General features: G+C 46.9%; 16 protein-coding genes. 5 read left to right on the forward strand and 11 right to left on the reverse strand.

The genetic code is table 11. From position 1 onward, the window contains the following. Positions 1 to 15 precede the first annotated feature (15 nt). The 8 genes from mutS to NO352_RS12105 form a co-directional block, all read right to left on the reverse strand. Positions 16 to 2,799 (reverse strand): DNA mismatch repair protein MutS, encoded by a 2,784-nt coding sequence (gene mutS, locus NO352_RS12070; protein ID WP_289355771.1) that lies wholly within the window; start codon positions 2,797 to 2,799, stop codon positions 16 to 18. Positions 2,800 to 2,881: 82 nt separating this feature from the next. Continuing rightward, positions 2,882 to 4,528, reverse strand: coding sequence for a putative amidoligase domain-containing protein (locus tag NO352_RS12075; protein ID WP_289355772.1), 1,647 nt, complete (start codon positions 4,526 to 4,528; stop codon positions 2,882 to 2,884). A gap of 274 nt (positions 4,529 to 4,802) precedes the next feature. Next, positions 4,803 to 5,363, reverse strand: coding sequence for an outer spore coat protein CotE (locus tag NO352_RS12080; protein WP_005549842.1), 561 nt, complete (start codon positions 5,361 to 5,363; stop codon positions 4,803 to 4,805). A 124-nt stretch (positions 5,364 to 5,487) separates the two neighbouring features. Further along, positions 5,488 to 6,474: an aromatic acid exporter family protein gene (locus NO352_RS12085; protein ID WP_268599463.1), complete on the reverse strand. Its 987-nt coding sequence runs from the start codon at positions 6,472 to 6,474 to the stop codon at positions 5,488 to 5,490. 162 nt (positions 6,475 to 6,636) lie between these two features. Next, positions 6,637 to 7,494: an ABC transporter permease gene (locus tag NO352_RS12090; RefSeq protein ID WP_005549839.1), complete on the reverse strand. Its 858-nt coding sequence runs from the start codon at positions 7,492 to 7,494 to the stop codon at positions 6,637 to 6,639. After that, complete coding sequence (locus tag NO352_RS12095) at positions 7,472 to 8,272, reverse strand: ABC transporter ATP-binding protein (protein ID WP_005549838.1); 801 nt, start codon at positions 8,270 to 8,272, stop codon at positions 7,472 to 7,474. Before NO352_RS12095 ends, NO352_RS12090 begins: the two co-directional genes overlap by 23 nt. Positions 8,273 to 8,308: 36 nt before the next feature. Beyond that, complete coding sequence (locus NO352_RS12100; RefSeq protein ID WP_262866683.1) at positions 8,309 to 9,313, reverse strand: ABC transporter substrate-binding protein; 1,005 nt, start codon at positions 9,311 to 9,313, stop codon at positions 8,309 to 8,311. A gap of 256 nt (positions 9,314 to 9,569) precedes the next feature. After that, positions 9,570 to 11,087: a carboxypeptidase M32 gene (locus NO352_RS12105; protein ID WP_005549835.1), complete on the reverse strand. Its 1,518-nt coding sequence runs from the start codon at positions 11,085 to 11,087 to the stop codon at positions 9,570 to 9,572. Between the two features lie 172 nt (positions 11,088 to 11,259). On the opposite strand from NO352_RS12105, the gene NO352_RS12110 reads away from it, so the two are divergent. Together NO352_RS12110 and NO352_RS12115 are read left to right on the forward strand one after the other, a co-directional pair. Continuing rightward, positions 11,260 to 11,601 carry an iron-sulfur cluster biosynthesis family protein gene (locus NO352_RS12110; RefSeq protein ID WP_005549833.1) on the forward strand — a complete coding sequence of 114 codons (342 nt, stop codon included), beginning with the start codon at positions 11,260 to 11,262 and terminating at the stop codon, positions 11,599 to 11,601. Between the two features lie 28 nt (positions 11,602 to 11,629). Continuing rightward, the gene (locus tag NO352_RS12115; protein WP_005549831.1) at positions 11,630 to 12,244 is read left to right on the forward strand and encodes a beta-class carbonic anhydrase; all 615 of its coding nucleotides are present in this window, start codon (positions 11,630 to 11,632) and stop codon (positions 12,242 to 12,244) included. Positions 12,245 to 12,542: 298 nt separating this feature from the next. Here NO352_RS12115 and NO352_RS12120 read toward each other — a convergent pair whose 3' ends face one another. Both NO352_RS12120 and NO352_RS12125 read right to left on the reverse strand, forming a co-directional pair. After that, entirely contained in the window at positions 12,543 to 13,532 is a 990-nt protein-coding gene (locus NO352_RS12120; protein WP_289355773.1) for a helix-turn-helix transcriptional regulator, read from the reverse strand. A 65-nt stretch (positions 13,533 to 13,597) separates the two neighbouring features. Beyond that, positions 13,598 to 14,704: a CobW family GTP-binding protein gene (locus NO352_RS12125; protein WP_289355774.1), complete on the reverse strand. Its 1,107-nt coding sequence runs from the start codon at positions 14,702 to 14,704 to the stop codon at positions 13,598 to 13,600. 192 nt (positions 14,705 to 14,896) lie between these two features. Here NO352_RS12125 and NO352_RS12130 point away from each other — a divergent pair, with 192 nt between their 5' ends. Continuing rightward, entirely contained in the window at positions 14,897 to 15,436 is a 540-nt protein-coding gene (locus tag NO352_RS12130; RefSeq protein ID WP_163980104.1) for a PadR family transcriptional regulator, read from the forward strand. A gap of 67 nt (positions 15,437 to 15,503) precedes the next feature. Here the strand turns inward: NO352_RS12130 and NO352_RS12135 are convergent, their stop codons facing one another. After that, the gene (locus NO352_RS12135; protein WP_289355775.1) at positions 15,504 to 16,049 is read right to left on the reverse strand and encodes a DUF309 domain-containing protein; all 546 of its coding nucleotides are present in this window, start codon (positions 16,047 to 16,049) and stop codon (positions 15,504 to 15,506) included. A 148-nt stretch (positions 16,050 to 16,197) separates the two neighbouring features. On the opposite strand from NO352_RS12135, the gene NO352_RS12140 reads away from it, so the two are divergent. Together NO352_RS12140 and NO352_RS12145 are read left to right on the forward strand one after the other, a co-directional pair. Beyond that, a complete protein-coding gene (locus NO352_RS12140; protein ID WP_005549820.1) occupies positions 16,198 to 16,644 on the forward strand; it encodes a hypothetical protein in 447 nt (148 codons plus the stop codon). Continuing rightward, positions 16,644 to 16,934 (forward strand): YxcD family protein, encoded by a 291-nt coding sequence (locus NO352_RS12145; protein ID WP_005549819.1) that lies wholly within the window; start codon positions 16,644 to 16,646, stop codon positions 16,932 to 16,934. The genes NO352_RS12140 and NO352_RS12145 overlap by 1 nt, the downstream gene beginning before the upstream one ends. The last annotated feature ends 87 nt before the right edge of the window (positions 16,935 to 17,021 follow it).

Consider the following 17,021-nt stretch of genomic DNA (forward strand, 5'->3'; position numbering starts at 1 on the left):
CCAAAAAATATCAGGTCATTTACGAATCATTTCACGAGCCCGCTTCATTAAGTCATGCAGTTGATTCATAGCTTCCAGCGGGGTCATTGACATTACATCCACATCCGTTAAGGAACCGATGAATTCCTTCATAGCAGTCACTTCAGCCGCATGTTCGGCTGAAAACTTTTGCTCCTCAAGCTGTTGGCTTTGCTGCGGCTCAACTTGATTGAATTTCTCCGTACCATTTTGCTGCAAATATTCATCTCGAGCTTCTAGTACGTGCTCATCATTCTTCTCAGCCTTTACAACAGGTGGTTCCGCTGATACTGCCGTCTGATCCCAGCCAAATAAGGACAGCTGCTCTACATGATTCTCAGGGCGCTCGCCTTCAGTGTTTGATGTTAACGGCTGTACATTGTCCCGATCAGCAGATTCGTAATGACTTAGCAGGTCATACGCACGATCAATAATCTGATCAGGCAGCCCGGCTAAACGCGCGCAATAGATGCCGTAGCTTGTACTTGCCGCGCCCGAAACCAGCTTGCGGAGGAAAGTAACTTGATTGCCGCTTTCCTGCACAGCCATGCATACATTTTTCAAGCGCTGCAGACGATCGGCCATATGAGCCAGCTCATGGAAATGGGTCGAAACGAGCGCCTTGCAGCCAATTCGATTATGGACATACTCCACTACAGCCTGGGCAATCGACATCCCTTCACTTGTAGACGTCCCACGACCCAACTCATCGATAATAACCAAGCTGCGGCGCGTTGCCTTTTCTGTCATCACTTGAATGTCCATCATTTCCACCATGAACGTACTCTGTCCGCCTATTAAGTCATCCGCAGCCCCAATTCTCGTGAAGATCCGATCGACAATCGGCATTGATGCCCGTTCTGCAGGAACGAAGCAGCCAATCTGCGCCATGATCGAGATAAGGGCTACTTGACGCATGTATGTGCTTTTACCGGCCATATTCGGCCCTGTAATCAGCAGCATCGTCGCATCCTGCTCGGTCAGCTCTGTATCGTTCGCCATGAAGTCTCCGCCCTGCATGACAGCCTCAACGACCGGATGACGGCCTTCTTTGATATGCATATCCAGCTGTTCCGTGAATTCCGGACGAACATATCTCCTTGCTGCACTTACTGCCGCAAGGGATTGATAGACGTCGATTTCAGCAACCGCTTCTGCCAAGGCTTGCAGACGACGAATCTCGCTGCCGATTCGTTGACGCAGCTCACTGAACCGCTCGTATTCCAAGCCGAGCATCTTATCCTCTGCCTCGAGAATCAGTGCTTCCTTCTCCTTCAATTCAGGAGTAACGAATCGCTCTGCATTGGACAGTGTCTGCTTTCGCTCGTATCGCCCTTCTGGAAGCGAGGACAAATTCGACTTCGTTACCTCAATGTAGTAACCGAATACTTTGTTGTATCCGATCTTCAGCGACTTAATGCCGGTTGACTCCTTCTCTTTCCGCTCTAATTCGGCGATCCAGCGTTTGCCGTTCACACTCGCTTCTCGCAGCTGGTCGAGATATTCATCATAACCTGGCTTAATAAGCCCCCCATCTCGGACTGATACAGGCGGCTCGTCCACAATAGCGCTATCAATCCAATCACGGATATCCTCACAAGCATCAAGTTCACTTACCCGATTGCGCAGCGTGGCAGACGAGGTTTGTTCGCAAAGCTGCTTCAGCATTGGAATTTGACTTAGTGAAGATTTTAGGGCAACCAGATCGCGTCCATTCGCCGTTCCGAAGGCAATGCGGCCTACGAGCCGCTCCAGATCGTACACCGAGGACAATTGCTCACGCAGTTCTTCTCTCCAAATGAGATGATGATACAGTGTCTCGACGGCTTCCAGCCGTTCCTCAATCACGTTCCGATTCATCAGCGGTTTATCTATCCAGCGGCGCAAAAGTCTTGCCCCCATCGATGTCTCCGTACGATCAAGCAGCCAGAGCAAGGAGCCTTTCTTCGCACGCTCGCGTACCGTCTCCGTAAGCTCCAAATTGCGGCGCGTAAATGGATCAAGCACCAAATATTGATCGGGATCATAGGTTCGAATGTTCGTCAGCTGACTTAATGAGCGCTTCTGAGTTTCCTGCAAATAGCCCATCAGTATCGCAAGCGCCTGCTGCCGTTCATCCTCCAGACGAGTCCAGACTGCTTCTCCAAATTGCTGGCGTGCCAAGGCTTCATCCTGGCGACTCCACTCCGTAAGAAGAACAGAACGGTTCCATGACTTCGTCAGCGGCTCTGCCTCTTGAAGCAGTGCTGCATGACCAATGATTTCAGTCGGCATATAGACATTCAGCTCGTCAATTATCCAGGATTGTCCAATAGGCGCAGATGTTACAATCATTTCTCCCGTGGACAGGTCGCAAGCTGCCAAGGCATTGCTCGTGCTTCCTTGTGAGAGGCACACAAGATAGTGATTCGTCTTGTCATCAAGCAGTTTGCCTTCCATTACGGTGCCCGGCGTAACGATTCGAACGATTTCACGGCGGACGACACCCTTAGCTGTTGCTGGATCCTCCACCTGCTCACATATCGCTACTTTATAACCCTTTTCGATCAAACGTTGAATATAATTATCTGCTGAATGATAAGGCACTCCGCACATTGGAATTCGATCCTCAGCTCCACTGCTGCCTCTTCCCGTCAGTGTAATCTCTAATTCCTTTGATGCTAGAATAGCATCGTCAAAGAACATCTCGTAAAAATCCCCGAGGCGGAAAAACAAAAAGGCATCCTTAACCTGTTCCTTGATGCTTAAGTATTGTTCCATCATCGGTGTCAGCTTCACCATAAACACCCTCCGATAACATAAGTAGAATTTTATTATAGCAAAAAAGGAGCGGCGACTCACGCGCATTTCACGCCGTCACCGCTCACTGGATATCAAGCCATGCATTTCGCAAATCCTCATTCTCGTCCCATGTCCATTTAGCACAAATTCGGTTGCGGAGTGATTGAATGGATTTTTCGACTTCGCATTGTACACTCTTACTATTATCTGTCCGCCGCTCATTCTTGCTTTTCACAGCTTCACACAGCAATTCATCCAGTAGCTCGATCGCCAATTGGCGCATTGGCAGCTTTCCTGCACCTGCATATTGGATATCCTTCTCTGCAGCGTGTGCGTACAAAAATGCCTGAATCACGTCCTGACGTACACTGTCGCGCCTTGTAAGCCTTGGATAACATACTACTACCGTATAGAACAAAGTTAGGATCTCTAACGTCAATGCTGGAGTAAAAATGAAGCACGGGAGCGTTCGGTATTCAAATCCGCCTGCTCCGCCGTGGTCATGCTCGCGAACATCCCCGTAGGTTCCGTATCCTGGGCGCCTTTTTCTCGAACCAGAGGGCTGTTCAATGAATGATAGCGGGAATGCGACATAGGTATCCAAGGCTCTTATCAAGTCCGAGGTTAGAGCAACCCCGCTAACATGGATGTGGCCCCCTAACGAAAACCTTCCTCGTGGACATGAGCCACCGAGCCAAACCAGATTGGGTGTCTGCATGCTCGAACTGTGTTTACCCTTAATGATGTTCTCAGCAAGCTGCACCGCCTTGCGTACATGTTCTACAAGCTGTGCAGGCCGTTCAGCAGGTTCAGGACGCAGCTCCATAAGTGGAAATAGAATGCGACCTTGCAGACGTACTGCATCACAGCCTGCAGCACCACTCTTCGGCAAGTAACGCGCAGCGGAAATAATCTTGGCTAAACGGGTATCATACAAAATTAATTCGACATCCATTCCGAGCTTGATCCCCGAACTCCTGTCCTGAATTTGTACCTGCTCAATCGACTCTTCCTGCCATACTGCCGCGTATCTTTCTCGTACCCATGCCGGCATGCGCTGCGGCACAGGATCGATATGCACAATGACATCGCCAAGCTGAGGCTCATCCAATACCCCAGCTGGCAATTCTGTCACTCCTTCCTCCGCGGAAGAGGAAGTACAGCGCAGTGTGACCGATGCGATGTCCCAGCCTACGGCATACGCTGCTCTCAGCGCCAACCGAGCCAGCCGTCGATACGGCGGCTTGGACCAATCATCAAGCGGATGATACAAAGGCGCCCCCTGCGGCGGGTTGATGCTCTGTGCGGCAGCGACAATTCGGCAGCCATTCACCCAGAAGCAGATCGTGCGTACATAATGCCGTCCCGAATTCGGTGGCAATTCATCTGCCCACGTGGCCCATTCTGCGACAGGGAGTCCCCACAGCTTCAAGCGTTCACGCATGGAGCCTGATTTCCAATAAGAAGCATAGCGATTGAGTACAATTGTTCCTGACTCCGCTTGATGACGGAAGGCAGCATTGTAATCCATTACAGCCTGCAGCGCCATGTTTCGATTCCACCAAACGACAACCTTACCATGTTCCTTCACTGCAATGGACTGGGCAGCTGCCCGTATAAATTTGGACTGGGCAATCGTCTTCACTCTGTATTGCTTCCATATATCCGCTGCTTCCCGATTATCCGTGACGACAATTACCCGTTCATCGCTAACAAGGTCTCGGCTCATGCCTCCATCTCCTTCACAGCCGGCAAATAGATAGTTTCGTACCTTCCATGCTTCATCGTGTCTTCAACAAGTTGTTATGTATTTTGTTTTGAATCCAAAAAAAAGGAGGGCTCCCGCCCTCTACAATCATTCCTTTGCTGCATATCCTATGGGTATATCATCAAGTTTATAGGCACAGGTACTGCAGCAGCTCACCCACCATGCGCATGTTGGTTGAGAGTATCCAAAAAGGAAATAAGAAACCGCCGCAAGCGGTCAGGGCCTGCGGCGATAATTACAACTCCTCATCCGTCAAGTCCGGTTCCAAATCGTCGAAGCTCTCGTCCTGAACGCCAAAATCAAAGTCCTTGTCTTCGAAATCACTGCATCCGTCCTTACATACGAGGACACATACCTTTGTCTCTGCAACCATTTCCACCAGAAACTCCCGTTCAACACGAATGGTCACACCGCGCCCATGAGAAGATACACTTGCTTCCACACAGTTCGGCTCCTGAACCGCATCGGCAGATACCTCGACAGTGGAAGAGCGGTGTTTCGGATCAACATACGACAACGGAACGAGATCTACATACGACACCGTTTCTTTCGCAACGTCAGTTTGGGAATTGTTGTCGTATGAATACCAGATGTTGATATCGTAAGTACCAATTACTTCAATGCCGTCTCCTGCCCGCACCGATTCATATTGATGGTTTATGATCCATGCCCCCAATATGCTTGTCGGATGATTAGGCGGAGAGACGGTATGTGTGACGACAGAGAACTTACGACCTTTGCCGCAGATTGCTTTCGTGATGATTTCCCGGCAGTGGTGTTTTTCTATGTTTGCCATCCTGTGGACCTCCTCCATACAATCATTCAATTAAAGTGTATGCAGGACATTCGTCTAGGGTGACAACAATTTTATCAGAGTTGACTCATTTTTTGAGAGTAGCGAAATGCTGGCCTGGCGCGGGTTATACGCCAAGGCGAAGTTGTTTCTTATCTCTTTTCGCTATCTTCAAATATTGCTGCAGCTCACGAATTACTTGCAAGACTGCCGCTCGTACTTCAAATTCACCTCTTGTTGCCGGCAGATCCATTTGACGGAATACCTTGTCCAACTCATTAATAAGCTGTTCTGTTTTCCCTGTATAATGCGGCTCCTTCACATCTTCGCTCAATTGATCGAACACATCCGCCACCAAATAACACTGAGGAAATGACTGATACACTTGGGAGAGAAGCTGCAAAATCCCCTGCACATTCTCAAGCTGCGCTTTGCGCATATAGAAATAGAGCAGCCATTGTTCATCTGCATGGATATCTTCCGTACGCATCAGACGATTTTCCAGCGCCTTGGACGCGATAAAGATCCCCTCATCCACTTTCTCATCTGCATCAATAATTTCATGCCCGTCCCATACATAAGTCGTATCCCGCAAGTTACTGCTGATTTGGGTGAATATGCGAGAGAAGTAAGCATCTACTTCCTTTTTGATCCGGACAAGCTTATCTTCTTCATTTGGCATATATACCAGATTCACAATACTGGCCGCGCCAAGCCCGATTGCCAGCAGCAACATCTCATTCAATACACCGTGCAGCGTTAATGTTCCGGCCCCATAGATATGAAACACAACGACTGAGCTTGTTACGATTCCTTCTTTGAAATTGAGCTTTGCGATAATCGGAAACGCCACTAATATGTATAATGCCAGCACCCATAGCTCGAAGCCGAGAAGCCCGAACAGCAATGAAGCAAGAAGCAAGCCGACAACCGACGCCATGAACCGTGCCGACACCGTCCGTATGCTGCGCTTGCGGGTGACATCCACACCGAGAATGGCAAGCAGCCCCGCTCCCAGCGGATTCATCGCCCCTGCAAGATTGGCAACAATAATCGCTAGGATAGAGGCGATCGCCGTTTTAATGACACGAATACCAACAAATCCGAACACCATGTGTAAGAACGCTCCTTCAATGTAACCCTGATGTAATTTTACTATGATACATGTTCATTATATCGACTCAGATAACGTGTTGCAAAAAAAGAGGAATGCCATTCATTGGCATTCCCCGAGATATCAAGCACCCTCTCGTCTACGGCTATTGTACGCCGCCAATCAGGCACGATTTACGATTTTGCGTTCTAAGAAAGCGACTCCCTTATACATCAGGGTGGCCACAACCGCAATAATGACAAGCGAGGACATGACCAGTGTAAAATTAAATACCTGAAATCCATATATGATTAAATATCCAAGTCCGACCTTGGATACAAGAAATTCGCCAACGATAACGCCTACCCATGCAAGCCCTACATTTACTTTCAATGTAGATACGATGGCAGGAAATGAAGCAGGCAATATAACCTTGAGAAATATCGTCCTTTTCCCACCACCAAATACCTGGACAACCTTCACGTAATTTGGATCGACCTCGCGAAAGCTATTGTATACAACGATCGTCGTAATGATCACCGTAATCGATAAAGTTGTCACGACAATAGCCGTGAATCCAGCCCCGAATCCGACAATAAACAAAGGGCCAAGCGCGACCTTCGGCATACTGTTGAAGACAACCATATATGGATCAAGCACTCTGGCGAGAAATTCCGACCACCAAATCAGTACGGCAAGCAGCGTACCGAATACCGTACCGAGCACAAAACCCACAATAGTCTCCCCTACAGTCATCCCCAGATGCGGCCAGATGGAGCCGTTCATTACATCCTGCACAATTTGAGCACCTACCTTGCTTGGATAACTGAATAACAGGACATCAATCCACTTCAGTCGTCCTGCAATCTCCCACAAAGCAATACAGGCGACCAGGATCACAACCTGTGTCACCATTACTGAAGTTGACAGTGCACGTCTTCGCGCGCGATATTGCGAGTAGGTCGATGCTACAAGCTGCTCCGTATTGTCCGAAGAATGGGACGGGGGCGTCGAATCATCAAACTCCGAGTGTCGGGCCATTGCTTTCCCTCCGATCTGACTCCTCAAGCTCTTTCCACAGGTCGTGGAAAAGATCATTAAATCCCGCCTGTTCTCGAGCATAGAATGGCGGGGATTTGCGAATGGACTCAGGTATAATGAATGTGCGGCGAATGCTGCCTGGATCGCGGTTTAATACAATGACCCGGTCACTCACCGCTATCGCTTCTGATAGGTCGTGGGTGACTAGAATAGCCGTCTTGTTCCGCAGCCTTAAGGTTTCTACAATTAAGTCCTCCAGTTGCAGCTTTGTTTGATAATCCAAGGCCGAGAATGGTTCATCCAGCAGCATCAGCTCTGGTTCCGTTGCTAATGTCCGTACAAGCGCAACTCGCTGGCGCATTCCGCCGGACAATTGATGAGGAAATAACTTTTCTGTCCCTTCAAGTCCCATTCCATTGAGCAGTTGAACCACTTTCTCTTTCATCTCGGAGGTCAACTGCTTCGTAAGCTCCAACCCCATACATGCATTGTCCAGAATGGTTCTCCACGGAAATAGATAGTCCTGCTGAAGCATATAGCCGACATGGGATGAAGTGCCCCTCACTTGCTCCCCGTATACTTTTACATGACCGTAAGTTGGCTTCATCAAGCCAGCAATAATAGAAAGGATTGTCGTCTTGCCGCAGCCGCTCGGACCAACTAAACTGACAAATTCGCCAGGCATAATTGAGGCAGTTAGTTCATTAACCGCCAGCTTGGCTTCACGATCCGTCACATATACATGAGTCACGCGAGATAGTTCTACAGCTGGTACCATTGAGGCGCCTCCCTTCGAATGAGATGATGGCATCCGTCATTTCACCTGCTGGATCGCTTTTTTAGCAAATTCATTGTTAACGATTTGTTCGTGATGCACGCGAGCTTTCAACTCTCCAGCTGAGTCAAGAACATCCAGCAAGTGATTCCACTCCTGCTCATCCAGTATCGGATCTGTAGCATACGACTTCTGATCCTTATAACGCTTTACAGCACTCGCAACAATATTCCGATCAGCGTCCTTGAAGTAAGGAAGGATGGCATCTGTCACTTCTTCAGCGGATTGTTTTTCAACCCATTGCTGTGCTTTATAAATCGCATTGGTGAACTTTTGAATGGCATCCTTATTTTTTGAGAGGTTGCTTTGCTTGGACATGAAAGCCGTATAAGGAAGCTTGCCGCTCTCTACGCCAAATGATGCCACAACATAACCTTTGGCTTCTTTTTCAAAAATGGAAGCCTGCGGCTCGAAGAGCTGCACATATTCGCCAGTTCCTGAAGCGAAAGCAGTCGCTACATTGGCAAAGTCGATATTTTGAATCAGCTTCAAGTCTTTTTGCGGATCAATACTGTGTTTCTTCAGCGTAAACTCACCTGCCATTTGTGGCATTCCGCCTTTACGCTGACCCAGAAATACACTGCCTTTCAGTTGATTCCAATCGAAATTGTCCTGCTTCTCTCGAGCAACAAGGAATGTCCCGTCTGTCTGTGTAAGCTGGGCAAAGTTGATAACCGGATCCTCTGCCCCCTGTTGTGCTACATAAACAGATGTTTCTGACCCGACGAGCGCAACATCAATACCTCCTGAGAGCAGCGCAGTCATTGTCTTGTCTCCGCCAGAGGTCGTCTGTAGATCTACGTCCAATCCTTCTTCCTTGAAAAAGCCCTTGCCAAGCGCAACGTATTCTGGGGCATAGAATATAGAACGCGTCACTTCTCCGACCTTAATCTTCACTAAACCATTGTCGGAGCCACACGCACTTAGCACCAGCACAGTAAAAACCACAAACGCCAAGGCGCTTAATCGCCACTTGTGTCTCACCCGATATCTATCCTCCTTATCTGGAATGGGTAGTATGAACCTTTACATTAGCCTGCATCGAGCTGTTCAATCGAGATCGAGTAAACGAAGTACACGGCTGCAATTGAATCTGCCCTGTTGTTCGGTTATAGCATTGTATGCACGCATAGTTGAATTGGTTATTTGCCCGCAATCGGATATCAATCAGCAGACAATGGATATCACCAAAAAACGCAGTCCCCTAGAGGACTGCGTTCTTATTACGAAATCGATTCGATTACATGCCGTACACTTCGTTGGTCTTCTTCGTCAAATAATCAACTAAATATTGCGGGTTCAATGCCTCTCCTGTTATTTTCATAATGATTTCGGAAGGGGTTAACAGTTTGCCATATTGATATACTTGTTCAGTCAACCATTCCTTGATCGGCTCCAATTTCCCTTCTTCAACAAGTGCTTCCAAATTCGGAAGTGCTTTGTGCATCGTATGCATCATTTGCGCGGCATACATATTGCCAAGCGAATACGATGGGAAGTAGCCGAATCCGCCGCCTGACCAGTGCACATCCTGCAGCACGCCTTCGCCAGCATGGCTCGGACTTACACCCAGGTAAGACTCGTACTTTTCTTTCCACACACGAGGAAGATCCTCAACTGGCAGATTTTCGTTGAACAACATCTTCTCAATCTCGTAACGGATAATAATATGCAAATTATACGTCACTTCATCCGCTTCCGTACGGATCAGGGACGGCTCCACGCGGTTGACGGCGCGATAGAAGGTATCCACATCCACTTCGTTCAACTGTTCAGGGAACAAGCGTTGCAGTTCACTGTAGTAGCGATTCCAGAAAGGACGGCTGCGTCCGATCATGTTCTCCCAGAATCGGGATTGCGACTCGTGAATTCCCATTGATGTTCCAGTAGACAACGGCGTGCCGTCAAATTCCTTCTTGATGTTCTGCTCATACAGCGCATGACCGCCCTCGTGCAGAGAGCTGAATATTGCACTTGCCGCATCATCCGTCTTATAGTTCGTCGTAATGCGAACGTCCCCCGAATTCAAGCCGATCATGAACGGGTGCACACTTTCATCCAAGCGGCCTGCCTCGAAGTCATATCCCATTTCCTTCAGCAGATGCTGGCTAATTTCCTTCTGCTGTTCGATTGCGTAATCGAGATGCAAGAAATCATGAGCCGGTTGTTCGCCTTTCTCCTGCACAGCATGAACAAGAGGTACGAGACCTTCTTTTAGTTTGCCAAAAATGGCATCCAACTTCTCTACTGTCATTCCTGGCTCGTACATATCAAGCAGCGTGTCATACCGAGTATCCTTCACACCCCAGTAATCGATCAATTGCTGTGTCTTAGCCACGATGTCGCGCAAATATGGAGCAAACATCTCGAAATCAGCCTTTTCTTTCGCTTCCTCCCACATCGTTTCCGCATGTGATGTCAATACCACATACTCCTGATACAGCTTCGAAGGAATTTTTCGGCTGCGATTATACTCCTTGCGCGCATCCGTAACCATTTTCCGATCTGCAGCAGACAACTGCTCGAACACTTCGGATTGCTCCAATGCATCCAAACATTCACCCATCTCATCGGATACGGACAATTTGAACATGTCCTCGGACAACGCTCCGATAGTTTTGGAACGCTGCTCTGCACCTTTGCGCGGAGCACCCGTGCGCAAATCCCAATGCATGATGCTCAATGCTTCTTCATAACTCTTCAGTTTTGTTGTTATATCCCGAAATTTCTGCAAGATTGCCTCATTTTGCGCATTCATGCACACTTCACCTCGTTTTATGTATGGTCTTTCTTCTTGATGATACGCGGTGAAAACGATATAATCAACATTCGAAAGCGATTGTGAATAACGATTTCTATTTTGGAATCATTTTTAACATGACTATTTCAACTTATTCTCGAACATTACAAGCCATAAAGGAGCAGATACGATGTCAATTTCCATTCAAGTGACTGCAGCAGCAGAACAGCAGCTCCAGCAGCGTCTCAGCTCCGCAAATGGCGGAATCATTAAGCTTGTACACGATACGGACGGTTGCGGCTGTGCCGTCAACGGAGTACCTGCAATTTGGATTATCCCACATGCTGACGCGGATGACTTGCCAATACCTTGCAATGCACCGCTTGAATTCGTTATGAACCGGCATCATATTGTGTTCTTTGATGAGAAATTGAACCTTGATGTATCGGGAAGTAGCGGCTTTTACAAGCTGAGCAGTGCACAACAAATTTATTCCACACACGTCGCATGCCATGATTACCGTGACAAATGAGGCGTCAACATGTAAGGGAGGAAATAACATGTCAAACATGTCTAACATCTTAGATTTCAACCGTGAATTCGTCGAGAAACGCGAATATGAACAGTATTTGACTGACAAATTCCCCGACAAGAAAATGGTCATAATTACATGCATGGATACTCGACTCGTCGAGCTCCTTCCAAAAGCAATGAATTTGCGAAATGGCGACGTCAAAATTATTAAAAACGCAGGTGCAATTATTTCACAACCATTCGGAAGTGTTGTGCGGAGTGTGCTTGTCGCTATTTACGAGCTCGAAGCAGATGAAGTTATCGTTATCGGACACTATGGCTGCGGGATGACTGGCTTGAATTCTCAACATATTATTGACAAGGCCAAACAGCGCGGCGTTGAGGATGTTGTTCTGGATACGCTGACGAACTCCGGAATTAAGCTGCACCACTGGCTGCGAGGCTTCAATGATGTCCATGAAGGGGTTATGAACAGTGTGCAAGTGCTTCGTAAGCACCCGCTGCTCCCTTCAGATGTACCGGTTCATGGTATGGTTATTCATCCTGATACGGGTGCATTGGAATGGATAGCAGATGGATATCGCTACTTGGATAACAACGATGCGGAACCAGGGCACCATACGCCCTCAGCTACCCGCTAATTCCGTTACATAGACACGGGCAAAGCTCCTGCATTAGAACGGGATTCCCTTTCTAGTACAGGAGCTTTTTGCGTTTGTCAAATGCCAATGGAGATACAATTGTTCATTTAGGAAGGTACGGTACCCAATGACCCGCTGTAATTTCGACCAATCGGAAACGCTCCAGCTAATAAGATCACAAAGGGAGATTTTTTTACCCATAAGCTCCCTCCTTCCTGAAACAGGTTGTACCTGTTTGCTTATGGATTATTAACACTGATTATCAACGAGATGAAAAGTGGGCTCACCATCATGTATTTTATTGATAGCAGTCATCATTATTGCGCTTTACAACGACGCTTCCTGGATTCACCCCATATTTTCGGCGAAAAGCTTCCGAGAAGTAACTCGCATTCGTGTACCCTACTTCAAATGCGGTTTCCGTCACGTTCAGCTTCCCTTGCTGAAGGAGAAGTAACGCCTTCTCCAAACGCTTTTCTCGTAAATAGCCAAACACTGTCGTGCCATACATCTCTTTAAAGCTGTTTTTTAGCTTAAAATCGTTCAGTCCAACCATTTTAGACAGCTCGAGCAATGATGGAGGATCTGCCATTTGCTGCAAAATAATATCCTTTGCGTCCTTTATTTTTTGCATATCCAATTTTGTTAACGTTCTGGATCTGCTGCATCGTTCATTGAAAAACTGATGAAAGGCTTCAGCCAGTAATTCCATTACTCTGCATTCCAGCTCGATATTTTTGGTATAAGCGATCGTCGATGCGTCTAATATTTGTTGCAACCGTATTGTTGTCGTTGGCGTGATGGCTTCATGCTCACAATAATAGGAGCGGCTTCCCAGAATATGGGCAAAATCAATTTTTCGAGTCCCGTCGCTTTCCTCCATAAAATGATGAAACGTGTGGATCGGGATGCCGATACTTACCATATGATACGTTGTATTTCCAATGAACTCAAAGCTCGCATTCGCTTGATTAATGAATTGCAGTGAGCAACTGTCCGGTGAAAATTCATTTTTGACCCCGGCGATGCTCACTTCCCGAGCACCTTTCAGGCAATACTGAAGCTCAACCATAGCCGCCTTTGTCCGAAGCGATACGGTTCGATCATTGTGCATCGAATATTTAGAAACAATAACTTCGATATCCGTACGAGGAATGAACCTTCGAATCGCGCCTTCTCCTATATGTGCAGGAAGCAGCAATTGCTCATTACGCTTTCCGTCGCTTCTTTGCATTTCAAGCCCGTCAAAAAACTGATTGAAATTATGATGAAAGTCGGTTTGCTTCATCCTTTTACGATCTCCGTGTTTAATTAGTAATCGTTGCTCTTGCTTCATGAATGCAAAATAAACTATTATAACTGGAATACTTTCTCTTGGAGCGTCTGTTCTAAAAAATTCGTATCTAAATGCTCACCAATTACAACGAGCACATCCTTCACTTCACCTTGTGGTGCAACCGGGATAAAATCAGATGTTCGATAAGCGAATTGAAACATATATCGTTTCGTTGTGTCCGTAAAGCTGACAATCCCTTTTGCCCGGTACACGTTCGCAGGCAGCGAGGACAGCCACTGTTCAAAGCGTTCACTGTCCATTGGTTGCGTCAAAGAGTATGTCCACGCGGTAACAAAGTCATGAGCATGTGCATGATGATGCGCTTCATGCTTTGTATGTTCCATAGGCTGCTCACTATGTTCATGGCTCACGGAGGCATCGATTTGATTGTCGGACTGTAAATCATCCTTAACGAATAAACGGGATCCTCCGGCATTTATGCAGCTTTGAAGCCACATCTCTCGTCCCATAACAGCGTGATCGGTGATGACAAGCTTCGCATGTTCATTCCATTTCCGTACCTGCTGCTGTACAAGTTCAATTTGATCCGCAATTGCCAAGTCAGACTTATTCAGCAGGATCATATGCGCTGCACGGATTTGTTCTTCCAGCAATCGCACCATCTTGCGATTCGCCTTTTGCAGCCCAGATTCATCTGCCAACAAATCTCCAAGATGCTTGACATCTACTACGGTCACAATATTCGTTAATACGATCTGGGAGTAAAGGGATACTTCAGTAATCGACTCGACTAGTTCCATAGGCTCTGCAATCCCCGTGCATTCCACATAGATGACATCAGGATTCTCCTCCTGTACAAGCTCGTACAGCTTCATACTGAAATCACCACGGAAAGAACAGCATATGCATCCTCCGAGCATTTCCTTCATGGCTACTTCTGGCGGAAGCTGCTGGCCATCAAGATTCACCTCGCCGACTTCGTTCATTATGACGGCGGGAACCAGTTGAGCCTCTGTGCTCCACTGCAGCCACTGCTTCAAAAGAGTTGTCTTCCCAGTACCTAAAAATCCAGATAATATAATGACCGGTATCGTCCGGTTTTGTGTACGATGTGATAATGGCATTGACAATAACCCCATTTCCTTATCATGCTTGCTCCCCAATCATACCCCCTTGTTCTATACGACGCAACAGCCCCTGTTCAGACAAGGTCTGCCCCATTTCAAAAGCACATGAAAAACGATATCATTATTGTGAAACGATCTTGCTATTATGTATGTTTTTACATATAATGGTCATTGTATATTTCTTTAGGAATGATAGAAGGGGTCAATCGAAATAAGGAGGGGTTAGAGTTGCTAAACACACTATCATACGGTCTGCTTGGCTTGCTGGCTAGCGATTCCTATTCAGGTTACGATCTTATGCTTCGCATACAGCCGTTTTGGCCAGCGAAGCACAGCCAAATCTACCCGCTATTGGCAAAGCTCGAACGTGAGGGACTGGTTCAATTTGTACGCATCGAACAGCGGGACAAGCCTGACAAAAAGGTATACTCCATTACAGAACAAGGGAAATCTGTCGTACTGGATTGGCTAGGGGAACCTCCTGCGGAGCAAACAACACGTGACGAGTTGAGCTTAAAGACAAAGTGCATTTGGATGGCTGAAAAAGAAATTACGATTCCGTTGTTCCTTACCCGCATGAAGCAGTTAGAAACCAAGACAGCTTATTTCGAAAAATTGCTTGATCGCATTCCAGAAAAAGAACGACATATTCGTTCCAAGCATTTTGGCGACTATATTTTGCTTCACCGTGCCATTTCTCTTGCAGCTGCTCAAATTGAGTGGTGCCGCTGGGTCGTTCAAATGCTAGAACATGATGGTGCCGAGTAAGAAGAGATTCGGTTTCCCGTCCGTGCCGTGCTCAATATGCAGACGGGAGCCTGCTCTTCAGCAGGCATCACCCCCGTCTCTCTTGCTTCCTGGTCTCATATGCTTGCTGTCTCGCTTCAATCACATCTGTGCGATCTCGAAGTAAATGCCTATCTCTTATCGCTGCGTCCTGATGGCTGCCATTCGTGCACCATCCCCATCCCTTTTGCGTACAAAAACGAGTGCATAAGTCTAATAAAATCGGATCCTCAATCGGGAAGTTCCACTCCGAATAATCGGGTACACAGTCAGTCCCCATTTGGGAATCCATCAGCCATACTTTCCGATCTTTCAATTCCTTTTTCAATCTTTCACCATTGAGGCCAATCGCTCCCCAATCAATGAATTCAGCATGTTCCAGTGCACTTGAAAACATTTTCAAGGCTCCTTTTACGTTCCCGCGACGTTCATGGTACAACCCAACAGCAATTTGAACAAGAGCCAGCCATTGGCGCTTTCGTACCTCAGAGGACTCCTCTTTCCAATATTCCTCCATAATTTCATGACATTCGAACCAATCTCGAGACCCGTGAAAATGAGCCATATATTCAATATACGCTGCCGGATATTGCATTGCGTTCCTCCTTACTACAAATAAGCACATATGACAATGAACTTGATTTCATTTATTGTATCAATTTCAATATTTATTTGAAACCTCTATTTCCTTGAATCCGTATTACTACTTGTCAACAATTATTACATCAATAGGGAGGCAATTCATGCGTAATAAGTGGATTATGGTCGTTATGGCATTCTTCCTTATCTTCGCGGTAACTACACCGACGATGATGGACATTGCCGATGCCAAGCGCGGCGGTTCTTTCCGCTCTGGAGTGCAGAAATACAAGCCTGCTCCAAATAAGTCTACAAATAATCAAGTTAACCGTTCAGACAACACGAATCAGAGTAAAACATCAAGCACGGCACCGACACAAAATCGCGGGTTTTTCAGTGGTGGCAGCCTCATGAAAGGCTTAATGATCGGTGGTTTGGCCGGCATGCTGTTTGGCAGCATGTTCGGTAATCTCGGATTCATGGGAGATATCTTAGGACTCATGATCAACGTTATGGCATTATTCCTTCTCATTAGCCTAGTTATGATGGTTGTGAAGAGGTTCAGAAATAAACGCAACCCATCTACACCTGGCCCTGGGCGGTGGAATTAATGCAATATCGTCTGTCTATGGACGAGCTCATTAATGCTGTATGCCTTCATATTGCAATGCGCAAGCAGGTTCGTCCGGAAGATGTAAACGTTGAGCTCTGCTGGGACGAAGAGCATGGGTTTACTGCTGAGGTGTGGGTGCATGACCGTTCCCAATACTTAGTTGAATCCAATCTGCTCGAAGCCATTGAACAGTATATGAATAACGAGTATGGACAACGAGTATTTCGTCATCAGATTAAGCTTGATGTTGATGAAGAAATGTGGGCAGATATCGACACGAATCAATAATTAGACATAACGTATATAGGAAACGGCAGCTCTTGAGTCAAACGATGACAATCGTTGACCCAAGAAGCTGCCGTTTTTCATTTCCCT

It is taken from the genome of Paenibacillus sp. S-12, from assembly GCF_030363895.1.
GTDB classification, from domain to species: domain Bacteria; phylum Bacillota; class Bacilli; order Paenibacillales; family Paenibacillaceae; genus Paenibacillus_B; species Paenibacillus_B alvei.